General features: G+C 62.3%; 16 protein-coding genes. 7 read left to right on the top strand and 9 right to left on the bottom strand.

All coding sequences use genetic code 11. The features are described 5' to 3' along the window. The first annotated feature begins 113 nt into the window (after positions 1-113). A complete protein-coding gene (locus DS839_RS00555; protein ID WP_119268335.1) occupies positions 114-356 on the top strand; it encodes a hypothetical protein in 243 nt (80 codons plus the stop codon). Here DS839_RS00555 and DS839_RS00550 read toward each other — a convergent pair. The 5 genes from DS839_RS00550 to DS839_RS00530 all read right to left on the bottom strand — a co-directional run bounded on the left by DS839_RS00550 (position 353) and on the right by DS839_RS00530 (position 7,858). Then, positions 353-1,273, bottom strand: coding sequence for a PhzF family phenazine biosynthesis protein (locus DS839_RS00550; RefSeq protein ID WP_119268334.1), 921 nt, complete (start codon positions 1,271-1,273; stop codon positions 353-355). The two genes, DS839_RS00555 and DS839_RS00550, sit on opposite strands and share 4 nt — an antisense overlap. Before the next feature lie 79 nt (positions 1,274-1,352). After that, entirely contained in the window at positions 1,353-3,464 is a 2,112-nt protein-coding gene (locus DS839_RS00545) for a TRAP transporter permease (RefSeq protein WP_119268333.1), read from the bottom strand. A gap of 10 nt (positions 3,465-3,474) precedes the next feature. Next, complete coding sequence (locus tag DS839_RS00540; RefSeq protein WP_119268332.1) at positions 3,475-4,458, bottom strand: TAXI family TRAP transporter solute-binding subunit; 984 nt, start codon at positions 4,456-4,458, stop codon at positions 3,475-3,477. A gap of 92 nt (positions 4,459-4,550) precedes the next feature. Beyond that, on the bottom strand, positions 4,551-5,927 hold the full coding sequence (locus DS839_RS00535) for a sigma-54-dependent transcriptional regulator (RefSeq protein ID WP_119268331.1): 1,377 nt from the start codon (positions 5,925-5,927) through the stop codon (positions 4,551-4,553). Continuing rightward, positions 5,927-7,858 (bottom strand): sensor histidine kinase, encoded by a 1,932-nt coding sequence (locus DS839_RS00530; protein WP_368910981.1) that lies wholly within the window; start codon positions 7,856-7,858, stop codon positions 5,927-5,929. Before DS839_RS00530 ends, DS839_RS00535 begins: the two co-directional genes overlap by 1 nt. Positions 7,859-8,301: 443 nt before the next feature. On the opposite strand from DS839_RS00530, the gene DS839_RS00525 reads away from it, so the two are divergent. After that, positions 8,302-9,576, top strand: a complete 1,275-nt coding sequence (locus DS839_RS00525) for an MFS family transporter (protein ID WP_119268330.1) — start codon at positions 8,302-8,304, stop codon at positions 9,574-9,576. A gap of 85 nt (positions 9,577-9,661) precedes the next feature. Here the strand turns inward: DS839_RS00525 and DS839_RS00520 are convergent, their stop codons facing one another. Beyond that, positions 9,662-10,375: an NUDIX hydrolase gene (locus tag DS839_RS00520; protein ID WP_119268329.1), complete on the bottom strand. Its 714-nt coding sequence runs from the start codon at positions 10,373-10,375 to the stop codon at positions 9,662-9,664. A gap of 120 nt (positions 10,376-10,495) precedes the next feature. Here DS839_RS00520 and DS839_RS00515 point away from each other — a divergent pair, with 120 nt between their 5' ends. Together DS839_RS00515 and DS839_RS00510 are read left to right on the top strand one after the other, a co-directional pair. Beyond that, complete coding sequence (locus tag DS839_RS00515; protein ID WP_119268328.1) at positions 10,496-12,550, top strand: oxidoreductase; 2,055 nt, start codon at positions 10,496-10,498, stop codon at positions 12,548-12,550. Between the two features lie 60 nt (positions 12,551-12,610). Further along, on the top strand, positions 12,611-13,873 hold the full coding sequence (locus DS839_RS00510) for a L,D-transpeptidase family protein (protein WP_119268327.1): 1,263 nt from the start codon (positions 12,611-12,613) through the stop codon (positions 13,871-13,873). Here DS839_RS00510 and DS839_RS00505 read toward each other — a convergent pair. Then, a complete protein-coding gene (locus DS839_RS00505) occupies positions 13,870-15,873 on the bottom strand; it encodes a hypothetical protein (RefSeq protein WP_162918194.1) in 2,004 nt (667 codons plus the stop codon). The genes DS839_RS00510 and DS839_RS00505 overlap by 4 nt on opposite strands. Before the next feature lie 210 nt (positions 15,874-16,083). Here DS839_RS00505 and DS839_RS00500 point away from each other — a divergent pair, with 210 nt between their 5' ends. Both DS839_RS00500 and DS839_RS00495 read left to right on the top strand, forming a co-directional pair. Beyond that, positions 16,084-16,674, top strand: a complete 591-nt coding sequence (locus DS839_RS00500; protein WP_119268325.1) for a DUF4893 domain-containing protein — start codon at positions 16,084-16,086, stop codon at positions 16,672-16,674. Continuing rightward, the gene (locus DS839_RS00495; RefSeq protein ID WP_162918193.1) at positions 16,671-17,780 is read left to right on the top strand and encodes an FUSC family protein; all 1,110 of its coding nucleotides are present in this window, start codon (positions 16,671-16,673) and stop codon (positions 17,778-17,780) included. The genes DS839_RS00500 and DS839_RS00495 overlap by 4 nt, the downstream gene beginning before the upstream one ends. Here the strand turns inward: DS839_RS00495 and DS839_RS00490 are convergent. Both DS839_RS00490 and DS839_RS00485 read right to left on the bottom strand, forming a co-directional pair. Next, positions 17,744-18,241, bottom strand: coding sequence for a heme-degrading domain-containing protein (locus tag DS839_RS00490; RefSeq protein ID WP_119268323.1), 498 nt, complete (start codon positions 18,239-18,241; stop codon positions 17,744-17,746). The two genes, DS839_RS00495 and DS839_RS00490, sit on opposite strands and share 37 nt — an antisense overlap. Next, on the bottom strand, positions 18,228-18,656 hold the full coding sequence (locus DS839_RS00485) for a winged helix-turn-helix transcriptional regulator (RefSeq protein WP_119268322.1): 429 nt from the start codon (positions 18,654-18,656) through the stop codon (positions 18,228-18,230). Before DS839_RS00485 ends, DS839_RS00490 begins: the two co-directional genes overlap by 14 nt. Before the next feature lie 129 nt (positions 18,657-18,785). On the opposite strand from DS839_RS00485, the gene DS839_RS00480 reads away from it, so the two are divergent. Beyond that, on the top strand, positions 18,786-19,640 hold the full coding sequence (locus DS839_RS00480; RefSeq protein ID WP_119268321.1) for an NAD(P)H-binding protein: 855 nt from the start codon (positions 18,786-18,788) through the stop codon (positions 19,638-19,640). The last annotated feature ends 13 nt before the right edge of the window (positions 19,641-19,653 follow it).

Raw genomic sequence — 19,653 nt, 5'->3', positions numbered from 1 at the left:
GCTCACTGGCCCGGGCTTATTGCCCGGGCCTTTTGCTTGGGCTATGGCGATGCACAGTTCCGACATGTTTTTCTGCCACTCTCAGGCATCCAACGGTTAGGGGATCGTTCACCATGAGGCTTGCCCTCCTTGTCATCGCTTTGCTTGCGGCCACGGTTGTTCCGGCCTTCGCCAACCAATGCGAGGACGACGTCAAGAAGATCGAGGCGGCGCTCGCTTCCCAGGAGCTCTCGAGTGAAGAGCGCGCTCAGCTCGAAGACATGAAGAAGCAGGCGGCCCAGCTCTGCGCCGCCGGCAACACCCAGGAAAGCCTCGACGTCTCCGCTGAAGCCAAGGCGATGCTTGATATTGATTAGACCGTAATCGTACCTGTCGAGACGCGCACGGCCTGACCGCCGACCCGGACCTGAACCAGGTCGCCCTGCGCGACGTCCGCTTCGAGAACGAGATCGCTCGGGCGCTTCATCTCATAGCCCTGCTCCAGGATGAAGCGATGCTTGCCGTCCTTGAGCCTGTCGGCGATCAGGAGCTGGCGCGCAAGAAGCGCCGTGGCAGAACCCGTGGCCGGGTCCTCGGGTATGCCGCCGCCCGGCGCGAACATGCGCGAGCGGAACGACACATCCTTGCCGTCGCCGCCCCGCGTATAGACGTAAGCCGCATCGATATAGGCCTCATGCTCGCCGAGAGCGGCCATCAAGGCGCTCCAGGCGGGCTCGCAGGGTCGCACCCTTTCGAGGATGGCGCGCGACGGCACGGGCACGAAGAAAAAGGCAGGCCCGCCCTCGATCAGCATCGGCCTATGCGCATCGAAGCCGATCTCGTCGGCCGAGATGCCCAGCGCCGCCGCGATATCGGCCTTAGCCGGACCATCGGCGATCTTCTGCGGCACGACCGGCGCCTTGAACAGGCCATGCGGCGCATCGCCGATGCGCGAGACCTTGACCGGCACGAGGCCAGCGACTTCCTCGAGCCTGATCTCGGTCTCGAAGGAGCAGCCGGGCTTGTGCTTCATCTCGGCAAGGAGCACGGCGCAGCCGAGCGTCGGATGGCCGGCGAAAGGCATCTCGCCGCCGGGAAAGAAGATCCGCACCCGGGCGGTGTTGCCGGGATCCTTGGGCTTCATCACGAAGACAGTCTCCGAGAGATTGAACTCGCGGGTGATCGTCTGCATTTGCTCCGTGGTCAGAGCATCGGCATCATGGACGATGGCGACCGGATTGCCGCCGAAGCGCCGGTTGGTGAAGACATCGAGGGTGTTGAATTTGAGTTCCATGGCGGCGATTGGTAGGCGGGGATTGCGGCTTCGGCAAGAGAAGTATTGCACCCTGACGAAATGTATCGATGCAATGCCGTCAGGCGGCTTCGAGCCGCCTGAACCGCCAGACATGGATGATCACGACGCTCGCGATCAAGAGGACGCCGGCGGTCTGCCAGCGATAGTCGGGCACCATCAGCGCAATGCCGCCCGCGACCGCGACGAGGCGCTCGACCGCATTCGCCGGCCCCGCGATCCAGCCGGCGGCGCCGATGCAGAAGCCGGCCAAAGCGGCGGACGATGTCAGCGTGATGAGGACAATCTGCTCGATGCTGCCCGACAACAGAAGCCCCATGCCGTCGGGCGACAGGCAGAACATCACCGGCACCACGAAGGCGGGCAGCGTGTATTTCCACGCCTGCATCATGGTGCGGAACGGCGAGCCGCCGCAAATGGCGGAAGCGGCGAAGGGTGCCAGCGCCGTCGGCGGCGAGACGTCGGCCAGCACGGCGTAATAGAACATGAACATGTGCGCTGCCGGCTGCGGCACGCCGAGCGAGACGAGTGCGGGCACCAGGATCACCGCGGCGATGATATAGGAGGCGGTGACCGGGATCGCGGTGCCCAATATCCACATGGAGAATGCGGCCAGCAGGATGGTGACGGGCAGGCTGCCGCCGCCCAGATCGACGATCAGCCCTGAGAGCTTGAGCCCGAGGCCTGAAAGATTGATGATCGAGACGATGATGCCGGCGGTGGCGCAGGTGGCGGCGATGCCGACGCATCCTTTGCCGCCCTCGACAAGGGCCGCGATCATCCGCTCGGTCGCTTCATCGGGCGCCCGTCCCTGGCGCTTCTCCCAATAATAGAGGGCGATGCTCAGAAGACCGCCGGCGATGAGGCCGAAGAAGGCCACGACAGAGAAGCGGTAACCGATGAGGAAGGCCGCGAGTGTGACCGCGGCTCCCAAGGCGGCCCCGGGCAGCGTGAGGAGCCGCTGCTCCGGCCTGATCATGCTGAGGATGACGGCGATGACGATCGACCAGAAGACGGCGAGAAAGGCGCTCATGCCATAGATGAGGAGCACCGCGATCGCCGCCAGCGACAGGAAATGATAGCCTTGCGCGACGGTGAGCCGCCACAGCGGCTGGTCGCTGGTCTTGACCGGCTTGACATGGAGACGGCGCGCATCGGCTTCCACCATCAGCCAGCAGCACAGATAGTAGAGCACCGTCGGGATGGTCGCCATGACCAGGACATCGAGATAGCTGATCTCGAGATATTCGGCGATGATGAAGGCAGCCGCCCCGAGTGTCGGCGGCGACAGCGTGGCGCCGATGCCGGCGGCAGCGGTGAGCCCGCCCGCCGTTGCCGCATTATAGCCCGAGCGCTTGAGCATCGGCCAGGCGAGCGAGGCCAAGGTGACGGTCGTGGCGACTCCCGAGCCTGAGACGGTGCCGAGGAGGAAGCCGGAAGCGACCACCGCGCGCCCGGGCGCCGCCGGCGCCGGTCTCTTGCCGAACAGCGCGAAGGCCCAGTCGATATAGAACTTGCCGGCACCGCCGCGATCGAGCACCGCGCCATAGAGCGAGAAGACGATGATGAAGGTCGCCGCCACGTCCATGGGCGTCGAGAACAGGCCTTCGAGCGTCAGGTAGTTCTGTCCGACGATGCGCGGGATCGAGAAGCCGCGGTGGTTGAAGGGCTCGGGCATATAGCGCCCGAAATAGCCATAAATGAGAAAGAGGATGGCGATGGCGGGCAGCGCCCAGCCGGTGGCGCGCCGCGTCGCCTCGAGCACCAGGAGGATCAGGGCACCGCCCAACCAGATCTCGATCGTGAGCGGCGCCGTGGCGCGCATCTTGGTCGCTTCGAGATGGGTGCAGAAATAATAGACCGACGCGAAGGCGAGCGCGATCAGCAGCCAGTCGATGATGCGGACGTGCTTGCCCTCGCCTTTCGGAAACAACGGGAAGATGAGGAAAGCCGCGACTAGTACCAGGCCGAGGAAGCTCGCACGGTAGATCGAGGTGTTGATCGCGAACTGCGTCCAATAGAGCGCATAGAGCGACAGCGCGGCGCAGAGGGCGGCGGCGAGCCAGGCTTGCCAGCCGCTCAAGCGGCGCGTGCGCCCGGATTCGCTGTCGATCGCGAGCTGATCGAGCTTGTCCTGATCGAGGTCAGCGCTTTGCGGCGTCGCCGTCGTCACCGCGGTGGCCTCAGCCCGCCGTCACGCCGCGGCTCTTGTAGAATTCGACCGCCGCCGGATGATGCGGAACCGCGCTCTTCGCCGCCGCCGTCTCGAGCTTCAATTGCTTGGCGACGGGATGGATCTGGGCGACCTCGGCGAGATTGTCGAACATGGCCGCCAGTATTTCCTTCACCAGCCCGCCGTCCATGGCTTCGGGAACGAGCAAGACATTGTCGACGCCGAGCACCGGCAGGTCCGCCTCGAGGCCGTCATAGGCGCCCTTCTTCAGGGTCGACGGCCGGTAGACGCCCGGATATTTCGCGGCCAGGGCGCCGGCGAGATCGCCGGTATTGATGAAAGTCACGTCGTTCGCGTTGGTCGAGACGAGATCCTTGACCGCCGCCGTCGGCACGCCGCCGATCCAGAAGAACACATCGACCTTGCCGTCCTTGAGCGCGCCGACCGATTCGGCGACACCCAGATTGTCGCGGGTGACGTCCTTCATCGGATCGAGCCCGCCAGCGGCCAGCACACGGTCGGCGATCGATTCCGTCGACGAGCCGGCCGATCCGACCGAGGCACGCTTGCCCTTGATATCGGCGACCGTCTTGATGCCGCTCGCTTTCGACGCGACCACATGGAGGACGCTCGGATAAAGGACCGCGAGCGTCGCGATCTTCTGCGGGCCGGCATCCTTGTAGACCTCTTCGCCCTTGAAGCCGTCATAAGCGGAGTCGACGGTCGAGAAGCCGATCTCGGCATCACCGGTGGCGAGGAGCTTCACATTGTCGACGGAGCCCCCCGTCACTTCCGCCGTCGCTTGCGTGTCGGGAAGTTTCTTGGAAAGAAGCTGGGCCAGGCCGCCGCCATAGGGATAGAAGACACCACCCGTACCGCCCGTGCCGATGACGATATAGCGCGTCGCCGCATGACCTTGCGGAATGCCGAGCATGGGCACCAAAGCGGCGCCGCCCATCACGGCAAGCAGGTCACGGCGTGAAAATCGTGTCATTGGCGTTTCTCCCACTGTTGTGTTTGCAGACTGTTCTCGCAAGCCCCGGCGGTCAAGGACAATCCTACTTTCGATTGGCGCGTAAGAGTGCTTCAAGGCCGATCCTTGGGTTTGTACGAAGTCCGGTCGATCTTGAGCCGCAACAGTTTTTCGTTCAGCGTGCGGCGTGGTATTTGCAGAAGCAAAGCAGCCTCGGTCACCGAACCGCCGGCGCGCGCGAGCGCTTCCTCGATCGCCTGTTTTTCAAAACCGGCTGTTTGCTCCACCAGGGATCGCATATCGGAGTCGGTTGAAGGTCGACTGGCAACGGCCTTCTTTTCCATCGTCTGCACCCAAGGGAGCTCGAGTGCAAATCTCTCCGCCAGCAGCTTCACTTCGCGGATGTTTCCCGGCCAATGGTATGAGTTGATGAAGAGCAGTTCACTCGGTGACAATTCCGCGATGGCGCGTTTCGTCCGGCCCGCCATAGCTTTTGCAAAGTATCGGAACAGTAGAAGCTTGTCGTCGTCGCGCTCCCGCAAAGGTGGGATGACGACCTCTGCTCCGATGAGCCTGAAATAGAGGTCCTCGCGAAACGTTCCTTCCTCGATCAGCTCCCGCAAATCCACTTTTGTGGCCGAGACGACGTGAACGTCGATTGCCAGCTCCTTGTTGGAGCCAAGACGAACCACACGCCCCTCCTGCAGGACGCGCAGCAATTTGGCCTGCACGGCAAGCGGCATGCTGTCGACTTCGTCGAGAAATAAAGTGCCCTTGTTGGCGCACTCAAACTTGCCGACTCGAACGGCTCTGGCGCCGGTAAACGCGCCGGCCTCGTGACCGAACAGCTCACTCTCTATCAAGTCGGCGGGGATAGCCGCACAGTTGATGGCCACCAGAGGCCCCTTGCACCGACTGCTCAAATCATGAAGCGCGCGCGCCGCCACTTCTTTGCCTGAACCGGTTTCACCATGCAAAAGCACGTTGATCGGAAGATCGACAAGCTGGCTCAGCTCCACACGCAGCTTCTGAACGGCGGGAGACTGGCCGAGAATGCGGCCTTCGAGCGATGCGGACACTTTAGCCTCATCCTCAAACGCCTGGAGGCGTCTTCGCATGCGCGCATGTTCGGCGGCGTTCCTCAGCACGCTCACCAGCTGTTCCGGGACATAGGGCTTCGTCAGGAAGTCGAAGGCGCCGTACCGCATCGCTTCGACGGCCATCGGCACATCGGCGTGCCCACTCAACATGACGACGGGAAGCTCCGGCCGATCCTGCCGCAGCGAGCGCAACAGCTCGATGCCGCTTTTGCCAGGCATCCGAACGTCACTGAGAACGACATCCGGGTTGCCGGAGGCACTGAGCTTGACGGCCGTTTCCGCATCTTCGGCAAGTGCCACCACGAAATGGTTCAATCCCAGCCACTGCGCCAATGAGGAACGCAGCACGGCATCGTCCTCGACAACCAGTATGCGTGTCTCGGTGGACATTAGTCCGAACCTCCGCCTATGCGCGGGCGGCACGGCAGCCACACCGTGAAGACGGCACCGCCGAGGTGCGACCGTCCGCAACTGATCGTTCCTTGATGGTCGGTCACGATGCGATGGACGATCGACAATCCCAGCCCCAACCCCTTCCCCGGAGCCTTGGTCGTGAAGAACGGCTTGAACAGCTCGTCTGCAACAGCGTCGTCGATCCCGGGTCCATTGTCGTGGACCGCGATCACGCACCCCTCCCGCGAGTCGCGCGAAGAGATCTCGACCCTGGGATACTGGACGTTCTCGACAGCGTCGATGGCATTGGTCAGCAGATTAAGCATCATCTGTTCAAGACGCGACCTGCTTCCCGTCACCGGGCCGGAGGATGCGAGGTCGCTTGTGAACACTATGTTGAACTGCTCGAAACGAAATCTGAGAAGATCGGCAATGCGGCCAACGAGCAGAGAGATGTTGATTTCCTCGAAATCGTCGGCGTCCCGTCGGGCAAGCCCTTTCAGCTGGTTGGTCAGGCTCAATATCCTCTCCACCACGCCGTCCATGACATCGATATTCCCGCGAATCTCGCTCGTCCTGTTCTGGTCGAGCAACAGCCGCGTCGAGGAAATGTAGGTCCGGAACGCCGCCAAGGGCTGGTTGATTTCATGCGTAAAACCGGCGAATGCCTGACCGATGGTCGCGAGCTTCGCTGCCTGGTCCAAGCTGCTTCGGGTCGTTCCGAGCTCCCTTTGTGCGGTTTTCCTTTCTGCGATTTCCGCCGATAGCTGCCGATTCGTCTCGACAAGGGCTGCCGTTCGTTCGACGACACGCGCTTCCAATTGCTTAAGCGCCTGGCGCTCGACCTTTCTGACTTGTCGCCGCTGCGCGAGGATCAGCAGGGCCGCGCATGCGAGAAGTGCGGCAAGGAATGCCGCCAGGCCGGCGATATTGGCTTGAAGCCTGGCGGGCGCGGGGTTGGCGAGATAGACCAAACTCCAGCCGATTTCGCCCAGCGGCATCGTCCTCACCACCCGTGCTTCAGACCGCCGATTATCGTTGATCGCAATAAGATGAACGCCACGCCCGCTCGCCGAATTCTCGTCCAGGGGACGCCAGGGAACCGCAACCAGGGAAGCGTTGCCATATCTTTTTTCGTGTTGGATCAAATCCCGGTCGGCAGTCGAGATTGGGCGCGTTGCCTGATAGCGCCAGGCCGGCTCGGACGACAGAAAGATGACGCCGGTCGAATCGACGACACTCACCAATTCGCCAGCCTCGCGCCATTGTGTTTCCAGGGGAAGGAGGTCGATCTTGACGACCGCTACGCCTGACATGTCATTCCCGCTGCGAACGCCGGTGGAAAGAAAGTATCCGGGCTCGCCTGTCGTGACCCCGACGCCATAGTAGCGCCCCTCGCCTATTGTGATGGCATCCTGGAAATATGGCCGGAAGCGGTAGTTCTGCCCGACAAAACTGCCCGGCTGATCGTGGTTGCTGGCCGCGAGTGTCAGACCATCTGCATTGATGACATAGAGGGCCAGCGCGCCCGCACCATCGCCCAGTGATTTCAGCAGACGGTTGCCGGTTTTGACGCTTTCAGTATTCGCCTGGTCCGCAAGAAGGTTTTCGATCTCTCGGGATCGAGCAATGACATTGGGAAGGTAACGAAACCGCTCCAGGCGGGTGACAAAGGTGGCTGCGAGCAGGTTCAGCCTTTCGTCCGCCTGTCTCGCCAAAGATTGAGTGCCGATTTCCTCGGCATATGAGCGCACCGCCAAGCCTGCGCCGGCCGATAAAGCCAGCGCGATGATCAGATTCGCAAAGGCCTTCCAGCCGAAAAGATTGGAATAGCCACTTTGGGCCGCATGACGAAGCGAAGCTTCGCTTGATCTTTCCGCGTGAGCTGGTCGCAGCTCATCCGGCAAACCCAATGCTTTGTTGAGCAAGCCACGTTTCCTCCCATCATTCCGCGCCGGCTCTATCTTGAGATCGAACAGCTCATCTGCTCGTTATGAGGCGCAGGCAATCCAAGCATCTTTCTTGCGGCAAATCCATCTACCGTTACCGATAGACGTATCCTCCTAGGGATATATAGCAACTTTCATGCCATGGCCGAAAGGAAGGAAAACGGTGCCAATGCCATCAGGGATGTGCTGGGGCGGTTGATCCTCGGCAATTTTTTGCCAACTTCGTGGGCTGAATTCTGCCAGCCCGGCTTGTGTTACTCATGAACCAAACGGATTCGTAGCGAATTCCGATCCGACTCGTCTGGCATGGGAATTGCGTTCCTGGTCGCCGCCGTCATTGCGACGGCGAATCAGGGAGGAACCTCATGAGCGTAATCGAGCACGCTGAAGCAGGCGTTTTGGACAGAACGCCGGATTCCGGGATGAGCAAAGCTCGCCGGATCAAGGCCATCATCGGAGCATCGTCGGGCAATCTGGTGGAATGGTATGACTTCTATGCCTATGCCTTCACTTCCATATATTTTGCGCAAGCCTTCTTTCCAAAGGGCGACCAGACCAGCCAGCTTCTGGCGACGGCCGGCATCTTTGCGGTAGGCTTCTTCATGCGGCCTCTCGGCGGCTGGCTGTTCGGCTGGCTGGCGGATGCCCGTGGCCGCAAGGTGTCGATGGTGGCTTCGGTGCTCCTGATGTGCACGGGCTCGCTGATGATCGCCCTGCTTCCGACCTTCGATGCGATCGGCGCCGCAGCTCCGCTTCTCCTGCTTGTGGCGCGCCTGGCGCAGGGCCTGTCGGTGGGTGGCGAATATGGAACCGCGGCAACCTATATGAGCGAGGTTGCCGGCAAAGGGCAGCGTGGCTTCTACTCCTCATTCCAGTACGTGACGCTGATCGGCGGGCAACTCACGGCGCTTCTCGTGCTGATGGGACTTCAACAGACGCTGGATGAAGAAGCCCTGAAGTCCTGGGGCTGGCGCATTCCGTTCGTCCTCGGCGCGGTTCTGGCGGTGGTCGCAATGTATTTGCGCCGCTCCCTCGAGGAGACCGCCGATAAGAACGCGCTGCGCCACAAGGAAGCCGGGTCCCTGCGCGGATTGCTGCCCCACAAGAAGGCCCTGCTGATCACCATCGGCCTCACCATGGGCGGTTCGCTCTATTTCTATACCTTCACGACCTACATGCAGAAATATCTCGTCAATACGGCCAAGATGGATCCGAGCATCGTCAGCACGATCATGACCGGCGCATTGGTCATATTCATGCTGCTGCAGCCGGTTTTCGGAATGCTGTCCGACCGCATCGGCCGCCGGCAAAACCTGGTGTTTTTCGGGGGCCTTGGCGTGGTCGCAGCGGTACCGTTGCTGTACACGCTGGGCACGGTGACGACCTCGTTGGCCGCTTTTGCGCTGGTGCTGATCGCGCTGGTGATCGGGGCTTTCTACACATCGATCAGCGGTGTGGTGAAGGCTGAGCTGTTTCCGCCTGAGGTTCGCGCCCTTGGGGTCGGTTTGCCCTACGCGATTGCCAATGCGCTCTTCGGCGGCACTGCCGAGTATGTTGCCTTGTGGACCAAATCCGCTGGAATAGGAAATATGTTCCCATGGTATGTCGCCGCGATTGTCGGCATCGCCCTGCTTGCCGCCCTGTGGATGCCCGACACCCGCAAGCACGGCTATCTCGAGGGTGACGGCAAAGTTTGAACGCGGGCAACGAACTTTGCAATGGATCGCGACCGGGGACGGGGGCCAGAGATGCGGCTGGCCCCCGAAAGCAGGGTTTCGCAATTCAAGTCCCGGTCAAGTATCGTGCCAGCGCAATCGCATAGGGCATGGTCGAATCGAAGCGCGAGGCCTGAGTGATGATCTCGATGTCGCTCAATTCGTCCTCATGGGCGGAATGCAGATAGTGCCTGACCCTGGCCGCCAGCGCTTCGGCGGGCTCGGCGAAGTGGAACACCTGGGCGACCGACACGCGGTGTTCATCGAAGATCGCGAGCAGCTCACCTCTTGCGGCGTCGGCCGCCTTGAGGCCGGTCTCCTCCTCGAGCTCGCGGGTGATCGAGCCCATCACATCGACGCGGCCATCCGACGTGACGTCCTTCATCTCGAGCGATCCGCCGGGCGGATAGACCTTGCCGGCATTGAGCGTGTGGCCCGCCATGCGCCCATAGAGCACGGCCTTGTCGGCGCTGAGGACGGCGGCCGAGCCGAAGACGTTGCAGACGGTCCGATCGGGCCAGCCCCAATCGCGCCACGCGACGAAACTCGCATAATCGGTCTTGATGAAATCGCCTTTGAGCCCGCCGTCTTTCAGCACGACGCTCGTGCAGATCAAGACATCGCCGTTCCAGATTTTGGGGTTTTGGTCGGCGAGCTTGCGCCAATGGTCCCCGATCCGCGGCTTTTCGGCTTGGGCAAAGGCCCACAAGCCCGACCGCAAGTGAAGATCGAGAAAAGAGATCGGGTAAGGCGTCAGCGCGGCAGGGCGTTGGTCGTTCATGAGGGGAAGGTCTAATCGTTTGATAAGGGTTATGTAGCCAAAAGTGTTCGAGATTTCCGCCGGGCTGGCGGAATTGGTTCGTCATTGGTACAGAATGGTCCCCTTTTGGCAGGACCTTTCATGACCCGCGACTCCCGTTACGACATTCTCTTCGAGCCCATTCGCATCGGCCCCGTTACCGCCCGCAACCGCTTCTATCAGGTCCCGCATTGCAATGGCATGGGCTATCGCGATGTTTCTTCCCTCGCCGCTATGCGCGGCATGAAGGCGGAAGGCGGCTGGGGCGTCGTCTGCACCGAGATGGTGGAGATCCATCATGGTAGCGACGTGGCGCCCTATGTCGAATTGCGCAACTGGGACGATCGCGACATCCCGACCCTCGCCCGCATCGCCGACAAGATCCACGAGCATGGATCGCTGGCCGGGCTGGAGCTCTGCCATTCGGGCTTCACCGCGGTGAACCTCTATTCGCGTGAGGCGCCGATGGCGCCCATGGCGATGACCGCCTCCTCCTATCATTTCGATCCCGTCCATGCCCGCGCCATGGACAAGGACGACATCAGGAACCTGCGCAAGATCCACCGCGCCGCGGCCTTGCGCGGCAAAGAGGCGGGCTATGACCTCATCTATGTCTATGCCGGCCACGGGCTTGGCATCTTCCAGCAGTTCCTGTCGCGCGCCACCAATGACCGCAGCGATGAATATGGCGGTACGCTCGCCAACCGCGCCCGCCTCTTGCGCGAGGTCATCGAGGACACGAAGGACGCGGTCGGCGACACCTGCGGCGTGCCGGTGCGCATCGCGATGAGCGAATTCATGGGTGAGGCGGGGCTCGAGCCCAAGGAGGTCGAGGACGCCATCGCCATGATGGCTGAGCTGCCCGATCTCTGGGACCTGTCGCTCGCGGCCTGGCCCAAAGATTCGCAGACCTCGCGCTTCGCCGAGGAAGGCTTCCAGGAGCCCTATATCAAGGGCGTCAAGAAGCTCACCACGAAGCCGGTGGTCGGCGTCGGGCGCTACACCTCGCCCGATACGATGGTGCGCGTCATCCGCCAGGGCATCATGGACATGATCGGCGCGGCCAGGCCCTCGATCGCCGACCCTTACCTGCCGAAGAAGATCGAGGAAGGCCGCCTCGACGACATCCGCGAATGCATCGGCTGCAATATCTGCGTGACCGGCGATTGGACGAAAACCCCCATACGCTGCACCCAGAATCCGTCGATGGGCGAGGAATGGCGCAAGGGCTGGCATCCCGAGCGCATCCGCAAGAAAGAGCGGGATGCCCAGATCCTGATCATCGGCTCAGGCCCCGCGGGGCTCGAGGCCGGCCGGGCGCTGGGCCAGCGCGGCTACCGGGTGACCATAGCGGATAAGGCGCGCGAGGCCGGCGGCCGCGTCGCGCGCGAATGCCGCCTCCCCGGCCTTTCCGCCTGGGGCCGGGTACGCGACTGGCGCCTGCTGCAGATCGGCAAGATGCCCAATGTCGATCTCTATCTCGAAAGCGACCTCACTGCCGATACGGCGCTCGAATTCGGCGCCGATCACATCGTCTGCGCCACCGGCGCCAAATGGCGCCGCGACGGCGCCGGCCATCATCAATATGGGCCGGTCGCGGTCGATGCCGCAGCGAATGTGCTGACCCCCGACGATCTCATGGCAGGCACGAAGCCCAAGGGCGCCGAGGCCGTCATTTTCGACGACGACCATTATTATATGGCGAGCGTCCTCGCCGAATTGCTGGTGAAATCGGGGACGAAGGTCATCTATGTCACGCCGGCCTCGGTCGCCGCCGCCTATACCGCCAACACCATGGAGCAGAAATTCATCCAGGCGCGCCTCATCGAGCTCGGCGTGGCGATCCATACGAGCGAAGCCCTCTCGAGGGTCGACGCGCAAGGCCTCGTCACCGCCTGCGTCTATTCGGGCAAGGAACGCCGGCATGAAACGGCGAATGTCGTCCTCGTCACCTCGCGCAAAGCCGACGACGCGCTTTATCTCGACCTCAAGCAGAAGGGCGCCCCGGTGACGGCCATTGGCGATGCCTGGGCGCCGGCGGCCATTGCCCATGCCGTCTATGCCGGGCGACGTTTCGCCGAGGAATTCGACGCAAAGCCCCGTGATGTCCTGGAAGTACCCTTCCGCAGAGAAATGATTGCGCTGGCGAACGGTTAATTAAGCATCGGTTTACCAAGATCGCAGAGTCTCTAGGGGGATCCAGGGACATCTTCGATCATGACACGGCCGCTTTCCGCTCTCGCTTTCCTGCTCTGCATGGGCTTTGGCACCTCCGCCTGGGCCCAATCGCCTGAATATACGGGCTCCATCAGCTCGCTCACGCGCAAGGCGCCCGATGGCAAGCTCGCCACCCAGACCGAGATCTTAGGCAGCGACAGCCAGGCAGCGCTTCTGACCCCGGCATCGCCTCAGGCCATGGATGCCGCGGTCGCCATGTATGAGCACATCACCCGCATCGGCGGCTGGCCGACGGTCAGCGAACACGGCCTGGAGAAAGGCGATGTCAGCCGGCAGGTCGTCTTCCTGCGCCAGCGGCTGGTGGCGGAAGGCTATCTGCCGCCCGAGAGCCTCGATGTCGACGTGCCGGAAAAGTTCTCGCTCGAGGTCCGCAATGCGGTCAGGGCCTTCCAGTCCAATCACGGCCTCGCCACCACCGGCAAGCTCGACGACCGCACGCTGGCCGAGCTCAATGTCCCGGCCGGCGCGCGCTTGCGGCAATTGCACATCAACCGCCCGCGCGTCGCGACCTATGCCGCGAAGCTCGGTCCCCGCTACATCCTGGTGAACATCCCCTCGGCCCAGCTCGAGGCGGTGAATTTCGGCGCCGTCTACTCAAGGCACAATATCGTCGCCGGCAAGATCGACCGCCCCTCGCCCGTGCTGATGAGCCGGATCAGCGACATCAACTTCAACCCTTACTGGACCGCGCCCGACTCCATCGTCAGGCGCGACCTCCTGCCCAAGCTCGCCAAGGATCCGGACGCCTTGAGCAAGATGCGCGTCCGCGTCATCGAGAAGGCGACGGGCCGCGAGGTCGATCCCCGCTATGTCGATTGGGCATCGACGCCGAGCAACCTCTTCCTGTTCCGCCAGGATCCTGGCGACCAGAACGCCATGGCGACCGTCAAGATCAACTTCCCCAACAAATATTCGGTCTATCTGCATGACACGCCGACGCGCGAATTGTTCGGCCAGAATGCCCGCTATCTGAGCTCGGGCTGCATCCGGGTCGACCGCGTCGATGTGCTGGTCGATTGGATCCTGTCCGGCCAGGACGGCTTCAATGCCGATATGATCGAGAACATCGCCACGAGCGGCCGGCGCCTCGACAAGCCGGTCAGGAACGGGCCCGATCTGCGGATCATGTATCTCACCGCCTGGGCCACCGAGGACGGTCGCATCCATTTCCGCCCCGACATCTATCATCTCGACGACACCGGCTTCGTCACCGGCCAGCCGCAGCCGCGCAGCGAGTATTAGTTGGCAGGGACACTCGTCTGGTCAGCGGTGAGAATGAGAGCCTTCGCGTTCGAAGCATAGGCTGCTTTGGCAACCACATTCGTGCCGGAAATATGAAATGTCGCCGGCTCCAATGTCAGGGCAAGCATACGGCTCTCTCCCGGCAGCCTGAAATCTCCGCCGATCTCGGGGACTGACTTCGTGACGTCCAATGTCATCTCATGGATCATCGCATCGACCGGTGCACAGGCGGCGCGCATGTCGTAGCTTCCGAGGAGCAGTTCACGGGGACCGGGGCGCATATGGGCGATGAGTGCCGAGGTCTCGATCTTGGCGTTCAGCGTTGCGTTTGATGTCGACGCGTCAAGCGCCAGGCTTGCATCGAGCTTGGCAGGCTGCTCGGGGATGGCGACCTTGAGGTGCTTGTCTTCGGTCCACGCAAACTGGCAGGTGAAATATCGGGCGATCTCCCGAGGAACGTATTTGATCCCGAGATCGACGGCTCCTTTCCCGCTCACGATTGCCGAGGCCGCCAATCTCTCCAGCGAAGGCGCCACCGAAAATTCCTTCAAGCAGACGGACATATCCGCCGACCCGCCAATCCTCCCGGCAAGATCGGCAACATTTCCGGTTCCCGCCAGCCTCTCGAGGCCTTGCTTTCCCGCCTCGCAAGTGAGCCTTCTTGCGGACTTTCGTGCCTCGCACGATGCCATCTCCGCTGCCCTCTCCGTCTCACATGCGGCCTTCGCCGGAGCCCCAAGGCGTTCGCATTCGATCTTGCGCCCGGCTTTCCTGACCTCGCAATTGTATTTCGTGGTGGCCTTGATGCGTTCGCAGGCCGGATCGTTGAAACAGGCACCAAGCGCGCACACCTGGCAATCGCGCGTCGATTTGCAATCGTCGGCTTGCTCGCAAACGGTTGCGGCGCCGCAATTTCTGATCGGCGTGCAGTCGATTTTCGGCGTGCAGTCCATTTCCGTGTCGGCGGGAACCTCTATCTTGCTGCTGAAAGGTCGCTCCGCCAAGAAACCCTTCGCCCCAAAGCAAGGCTGCCCCTGCTCGAATGCGGCATTGACGAGTTCGGCGACCAGCCGCTTGCTGACCGCGAGCCAAGTACCTGACGCTGGACCTGCAACGCCCAGGCCCTCCACCAACTTGCCGGCGAACGCGGTTTGCAGGCGACTGTAGTCCTCCTTGCCGGAAGCGGTGGAGCCGGCGGCGGGCGACGTGCCGAGGGGTGCAAGTTCGGCAATGGTTGTGACATTGTAGCCATCGATGAGCCAGGCCAACGACCTCAAATGGATCGGCGACGAGAGCGGCCTTGCCGAGATGATCCTTTCGCCAGCGCCATCGGCATTCCCGAATGCGATCGAGCGCGAAAGATCGGCCCCTTTGAAGGGAATTGTCGGAAAGGACACTTTCGCAAATTCCACGCGGCTCAACTCGCCCGAAACTTTGTCGGCAAGGCGATTCATGAGCATCACCAGGATATCGACATCAAGCTCCCCGGCCAGAACCACGTGCTCCACTTCCATGTTTCGGAAGAGCGGAAGCAAACGAAGCCCGATCGTGAGCCGTCCATCTTTCGAATCAGAGTGTGCGCTGGCCACACCCAGCCCCAGGGTAATTCTTCCCCTTATTTCGGGCTTCAGGGCGTCGATCTGGTTCTTCGTGTTTTCGTCGAACTCGGGAAAATCATCCTTGGAAAACTTCCTCGCCACTTCCGTTTCCGCGAGAATGAGCTGGCGATCTCCCCGCATCGTCAACCGCCCGACGCCAAGCCTTTCGGCGAAGCCGCTCGCATTCACGGCGGCCGCGATATCTTCAATACGGATGTTGAAACCGGCATTGGCGTCGCCGACGCCGGCAATAGCCGCCTGTGCGGTTTGAATGGCGGTTGCACGGTGTTGCTCGACCGGGACGGGAGGCAATCTCCGGTTCACCAGATCCTCGGCAGAATCACACCCGGACAGGAGTATCGCGAGAAAGGCGAGCCAGACGAGCGACACTCGGGAAGTCATGGAACATGACTTCCTTCGCTCAAAAGCGGATACCTGTCTTCTGCCAACCGCTTTCGTCTCCACCAAGCCATGTGACGTAATCCCGTGTCGTCACTATAGAGCACCGGGCGCGACAATGGAATCGCTCCAATGCTCACTTGGGCCGTGGGCTTGCTGCTGGAACTCTCTGTCTCTACCATCATCTCCCGGACCATTTTGGAGAATCCCGTGATGCTGAAGGACTTTATACGCAGCGGATGCTTGATCCTGGCCGTGATCGGCTGGGCTGCCACGGCCGCCGCCGATGGCGAGATCGACAAGATCATGACCGCGGCGGACAAGGCTCGCTTGGCTTCCTTCGACCAGGTCCGCGCCGAAGCGATCGCCGAAGCGCAGAAGGGCGGCAGCAAGGAAGACGTTGCAACTCTCGACGCCATCCTCGCCGGCAAGACCCTCGCTTTCTCGGAAGGCTTCGACTTCACCGGCGACTGGCAGTGCCGCACCGTGAAGCTCGGCGGCAACCTGCCGCTCACCGTCTATGGTTGGTTCAAATGCCGCATCAGCGACGATGGCTCGGGCTGGAAGCTCGACAAGCTGACCGGGTCGCAGCGCACCGCAGGAGCCTTCTATACCGACAGCGACACGCGGCTGACCTATCTCGGCGTACTTTACTACGGCGATGAGAAGCCAAAGAAATATGGCAGCGATCCGGATCGCGACCAGGTCGCCTATGTGGTGCGTCAAGACGAGGACAGCGTGCGACTCGAATTCCCCTCGCCCAAATATGAATCAAAGCTCGATATTCTCGAGCTCAGAAGGTGACGATCCAGACCCCCCTCACTTTCTTTCGTCAGCACATCGCTGAGTTGCGCCATGCCCTGCGCGTGGTGACCGCCGTCATCGCGGCCTTCGTGGTGGTGAGGCTGCTGGGGATGCCGCAAGGCTGGTGGGCGGTGATCACCGCCGTCCTCGTCGTCCAGACGAGCGTCGGCGGCTCGCTCAAGGCGGCGCTCGATCGGCTCTTGGGAACGATCGCCGGCGCACTCTGTGGTGCTGCCGTCGCCGTCGCCATCCCGCATGTCACCGATCTGGGCCTGGGCATTGCCATTGCCGCGGCGATCCTGCCGCTCGCCTATCTCGCGGCGATCAATCCGATGTTCCGGGTGGCGCCGGTCACCGCCCTCATCGTCATGCTGCCCATCTATGGCCCTGGCGGCAATCCGCTGATCTCGGCCGCCGACCGCGTCATCGAGATCGTCATCGGCAACATCGTGGCGCTGGCCGTGACCTTCGTGATCCTGCCCACCCGCGCCCACAGCCAGTTGCGCGAGGCCGCCGCCAAGGTGGCGAGCCTCAATGCCGACCTGATGGATCGGCTGATGGACGGTCTCACCAATGATCTCGGCCGCCAGGGCGTGCCTCCGCTCCATGCCAAGATCCGTGCCGCGCTCAAGCAGGCCGAGACCGCGGCCGACGAAGCTGCCCGCGAGCGCAAGATGAAGGTCAGCGACGATCGCGATCCCGAGCCCGTGGTCAGGACGCTCTATCGCGTGCGCCACGATCTGGTGATGGTGAGTCGCGCGGCGGCAAAGCCTCTGCCGGAGGCCCTCGTCACCGATCTGGGGCCGCTGCTCGCGATTCTGCGCCAGGATGCGGTCGCGGTGCTGCGCGGCATTTCCGCTAGCCTCCTGGCGCGCATGCCAGCACCCGCCCTCGACAACTATCAGGCAGGCACCAAGGCCTTGTCGCAGGCGATCGACGGCATGGCCGAAGACCGCAAACGCGTGCCACACGAGGAAGTGGCCCGGCTCTTCACGCTGCGCTTCGCTCTGGACCAGCTCGGCGAGGACATGCGCGACCTCTCCTCGCGCACGAGCGAATTGGCAAAAGCTCACTCAGCTGCGAGCGCCAGCCCGTCGAGCGGCTGATCGAGGAACACCGCCAGCGCTTCCACCACCAGATTGTGGTCCTCGCGCTGCGGCAGGCCGGAGACCGTAATGGCACCGATGATGCCTGTCCCCTCGACATGGATGGGAAAGCTGCCGCCATGTGGCGCATAGTCCATGGGCGAGACGCCGCGATGCTCTCCGAGCGTGTCGGTCTTGGCGGCAAGCTCGCGCCCGACCCGGTAGGAGCTCTTGTGAAACCGCAACACCACATTGCTCTTGCGCCTGACCCATTCGGGATTGTCGGGCGTGCTGCCTGGGAGTGCCGCATAAAAGAGCTGCCGGTTGGCGAGGCGGATGTCGATGACGATCGGCAGCTTGCGGGCCTCGCCGAGCACGTGAAGCCCCGCGCCGATTTCCCAGGCCGTCACTTCGTTGAATATGGCAAAGCGCAGGCGCTGCTCCTGCCGCACCAATCGGTCAAGATCGTCACTGATGGCCATTGGCACCCCCGGGCGTGCTGCGGTCGAAGGCCACGCGCGCCTTGCGCACCTTCGCATGATTGCGGTCCGACCATTGCACCAGATGCTCGAGCGGATCCATGAGCGATTGGCCGAGCCTGGTCAGCCTATAATCGACGGATGGCGGCACGGTCGGATAGACGGTGCGCTGGATGAGCCCGTCGCGTTGCAGGTCGCGCAAGGTCTGGGTCAGCATGCGCTGCGATATGTCGCCGATCATGCGCTTGAGCGCCCCGAAGCGGCGCGGCCCCTCCTCCAGGTTCTTGAGGATCAGCACGCTCCATTTGTCGCCGATGCGGTCGAGCACGTCGCGCACCGGACATTTCGCCAGCACGGCGGCCTCGGCACCGGGCGGCATAGGCGGAAAGCGCACGGGCGCCCCTTCGAGCGATCTCATGGGTGGTTACCTCCACATAACCAGGCGCGCCGAAAGTGCCGTCTTTTGCTCGCTCCCAGAACGCCCTATCTGAACCTGGTCTCAAAAAGAGACTGGCAACCTAGATAAAGAAAGAAAGTGGAGATTTCCATGTATTTCGTGACCGGCGCTTCCGGAAGGCTCGGCCAGCTTGTGGCGGGCGAAGTGGTGAAACAGGGCGCTGAGCGCGAGACGACGCTCGGCTCGCGCGATGTGGGCAAGCTATCCGGCTTCAAAGGTCAAGGTTTCAAGACCGCCGTCTTCGACTTCGACGACCCGCAATCCATGCGCGACGCGCTCAAGGGTCACCGGCACATGCTTCTCATTTCGGGCGACACGCCGAATGAGAAGCGCATCTCTCAGCACAAGGCGGCGGTCGATGCCGCCAAGGCTTCGGGCGCCCGCTCCATCGCCTATACCAGCTTCACCAATGCCAGTGCGGCAAGCAGGTTCACCTTTGCCAAGGCGCATGCCGAGACCGAGGCCTATATCAAGGCATCGGGACTCGACTACGCCTTCCTGCGCAACAACCAGTATGCCGAGAACATCGCCAATGCGATCGCGCATGCGAAGCAGACGGGCGCCTATGCCGTCTATGGCAGCAAGGGCAAGGTCGCTTATCTGCCGCGCGCCGATGTCGCCTTCGCCGCCGCCACCGCATTGCTAAAGTCTCCGGCCGGCCACGCCGTGTACGAGATCACCGGCCCCAAGGCCTATGACGCGGCCGACATTGCCCGGACCCTGAGCCGCAAATGGGCAAAGCCCGTCACCGCGGCCGAGCTGCCGCGCGAGGCCCTGATTTCGATCCTCGAGACTGCGAAACTGCCGGGCTTCTTCGTCGAGGCTTTGGTCGGCCTGCATGAAGCGAATGCCGCCGGTGAAATGGCGGCAGTGAGCGGCGATTTCAGGAAGCTCACCGGCCGAGAGCCGGAAAGCCTCGAAAGCTTCCTCGACCGCACGGCCTGAGATCGTTCCTCAA

The organism is Taklimakanibacter deserti (assembly GCA_003574785.1).
The sequence above is the reverse complement of the archived record's forward strand: the minus strand, read 5'-3'. Positions and strand labels throughout refer to the sequence as shown.